At 76.9% G+C, this 2593-nt stretch carries 2 protein-coding genes and 2 pseudogenes; all 4 read left to right on the forward strand.

What is annotated here, in order from left to right; genetic code table 11:
- The first annotated feature begins 66 nt into the window (after positions 1-66).
- The 4 genes and pseudogenes from JNW87_RS37360 (at position 67) to JNW87_RS37375 (ending at position 2587) form a co-directional block, all read left to right on the forward strand.
- Positions 67-555 carry a YbaK/EbsC family protein gene (locus JNW87_RS37360; protein WP_109805850.1) on the forward strand — a complete coding sequence of 163 codons (489 nt, stop codon included), beginning with the start codon at positions 67-69 and terminating at the stop codon, positions 553-555.
- A pseudogene (locus JNW87_RS37365) lies at positions 552-1282 on the forward strand (monooxygenase). The gene JNW87_RS37360 and the pseudogene JNW87_RS37365 overlap by 4 nt, the downstream one beginning before the upstream one ends.
- Positions 1279-1856: pseudogene (locus JNW87_RS37370) on the forward strand (GNAT family N-acetyltransferase). The pseudogenes JNW87_RS37365 and JNW87_RS37370 overlap by 4 nt, the downstream one beginning before the upstream one ends.
- Positions 1853-2587 (forward strand): carotenoid biosynthesis protein, encoded by a 735-nt coding sequence (locus JNW87_RS37375; RefSeq protein ID WP_375373596.1) that lies wholly within the window; start codon positions 1853-1855, stop codon positions 2585-2587. The pseudogene JNW87_RS37370 and the gene JNW87_RS37375 overlap by 4 nt, the downstream one beginning before the upstream one ends.
- Positions 2588-2593: the final 6 nt, after the last annotated feature.

A 2593-nucleotide genomic window follows, 5' to 3' on the forward strand; every position in this document is an offset into this window, starting at 1 on the left:
CTCGGGAGTGGGACAGGCGGCGTGGCCGGGTGAAGCGGGGGGTGGTGGACCGGGGAGAATGACCGCATGCAGCCACACCCGAACGTGCAGACGGTGCAGCGGGCGCTCGACGCGGCGGGCGCGCGGGACGGATCCGGCGGCGCCAGCCAGGTCCGCCTGCTGCCCGAGGCGGTGCACACCGCCGCGGCGGCGGCCGAGGCGCTCGGCGTCGGCGTGGGCGCCATCGCCAACTCGCTGATCTTCGACGCGGACGACGCGCCCCTGCTGGTGCTCACCTCCGGCGCGCACCGGGTGGACACCGCCGGCCTGGCCGCGTCCATCGGGGTCACCCGGCTGCGCCGGGCCACCCCCGAGTTCGTCAAGGAGCACACCGGTCAGGTCATCGGCGGCGTCGCCCCGGTCGGCCACCCGCGACCGCTGCGCACCCTCGTCGACACCGACCTTGCCGGCTACGACGAGGTGTGGGCGGCCGGCGGGGTGCCCCAGGCGGTCTTCCCCACCACGTACGCGGAGCTGCTGCGGATCACCGCGGGGACGCCGACCGAGGTGGCGTGAGCACTCCCGAACTGGTCACGCTGCACGTGTGGCGGATCCCCCGGGCCGCCGTGCCCCGGGCGCTGGCCCGGATGGCGCTGCACCGGCGCCGGCTGCGCCGCACCCCCGGCGTACGGTTCGGCAAGCTGCTCGGCACCGGGACCGGCACCGGTTTCGGTCCCGGCGACGCCGACCTGACCCGGTGGGCCGCGCTGGTGGTCTGGGACTCCCCCGCCGCGGCGGCGGCTTCGACGACTCGCCGGTGGGCCGCTCGTGGGCCCGGATCGCCCGCGGCTCGGCCCGCCTCGATCTGCGCCCGCTGACCAGCCGTGGTGAGTGGTCCGGCGTCCGCCCGTTCGGCGACCCGCCGGGCGGCCGGGTCGACGGGCCGGTGCTGGCGCTGACCCGGGCCCGGCTGCGGGCCCGCCGGGCGGTCACCTTCTGGCGGGCGATCCCCCCGGTCGCCGCCGCCCTGCACGCCGCGCCCGGGCTGCTCGCCCGGTTCGGCGTCGGCGAGGCCCCGCTGGGCTGGCAGGGCACGGTGAGCGTGTGGCGTGATCCGGCGGAGCTGGTGGCGTTCGCGTACCGTCACCCGGAGCACCGCGCCGCGATCACGCGCACCCCCACCGAAGGCTGGTACGCGGAGGAACTCTTCGCGCGGTTCGAGGTGCGCGACGTGATCGGCGACCGGACGGTGCTCGGGTGGGTCGCCGAGGGCGGCCCGGAAAAGGCGAGAGGACACGCATGAGGTTGGTGCGGTGGACGCCGGACGATCTGGTCCGGCGGCTGGACGACGTGGTGGCCGTCTACGGCGAGGCGATGGGCTACCGCGCCGACCTGCTGGAGGCCCGCCGCGGCTACATCGCCACCCACGTCCGCCGCCCCGGCTTCCGGGCGTCGCCAGCCTGACCACCGAGGGCCACCTGGCCGGCTTCGGGTACGGCTACCTCGGCGCCGCCGGCCAGTGGTGGCACGACCAGGTGCACCGGGCGCTGGACGCCGACGCCCGGCGCCGGTGGCTGACCCACTGCTTCGAGGTGGTGGAGCTGCACGTCCGGCCGCCCGCGCAGGGGCACGGCCTGGGCGCCGGCCAGCTGCGCGCCCTGCTCAGCATGGCGGAGGGGACGACCACCCTGCTATCCACGCCGGAGGCCGACGAGCAGAAGTCCCGGGCGTGGCGGCTGTACCGCCGGTTCGGCTTCGTCGACATCCTGCGCCACTTCCACTTCCCCGGCGACGAGCGGCCGTTCGGCGTGCTCGGCCGGGACCTGCCGCTGCCCACGCCGGGCCCCGACGCCGCGCCCGGCCCGGCCGCGCCGTGATCCGGCGGGGGTTGCCCTGGGCGCTGCTGGCCCTCCTGGTCCTCGCCCAGATCTGCTACCCGCTCACCGGCGGCGCCACCCGGGCCGCGCTGACCGTGGCCACCGTCGTGCTCGGCTACCTGCTCTCGGTCGGCCACGCGCTGCTCAGCCGGGGTGCGCGGACGGCGGGGGCGCTGGTCGCGGTGGCCACCGGCGGCGGGTTCGCGATCGAGGCGGTCGGGGTGGCCACCGGCGTCCCGTTCGGCAGCTACGACTACTCGGGGGAGCTGGGACCGAAGCTGGCCGGGGTGCCGCTGATCATCCCGCTCGCCTGGACCTGGATGGCCTGGCCGGCCTGGCTGGCCGCGGTCCGGCTCACCTCGTCCCGAGCCGGGCGGATCGGGCTGGCCGCGGTCGGGCTGGCCGCCTGGGACCTCTTCCTCGACCCGCAGCTGGTCGCCGAGGGGTACTGGGTCTGGCGGGACGCCACCCCGGCGCTGCCCGGGCTGCCCGGCATCCCGGTCAGCAACTACCTCGGCTGGCTGCTCTTCGCGGTGCTGCTGACCTGCGCGCTGCGCCCCCTCGCCGGGGCCGCCGCCGATCGCGTGGACGGGCGGGACGCGCCGATGTTCGGGCTCTACCTGTGGACGTACTTCTCCAGCGTGCTGGCGCACGCGGTCTTCCTGCGGCTGCCCGCCTCGGCGGCCTGGGGCGCGGCCGGCATGGCGGTGACCGCGGCGCCCCTGGCGTGACGCTGC

Origin of the sequence: Micromonospora sp. ATA51 (genome assembly GCF_016802855.1) — a bacterium.
In the GTDB taxonomy this organism is placed as follows: Bacteria; Actinomycetota; Actinomycetes; order Mycobacteriales; family Micromonosporaceae; genus Micromonospora; species Micromonospora sicca.

Coding starts and splice junctions, on each gene's coding strand:
- JNW87_RS37360 (WP_109805850.1), top strand. CDS start 67: ATGCAGCCACACCCGAACGTGCAGACGGTGCAGCGGGCGCTCGACGCG.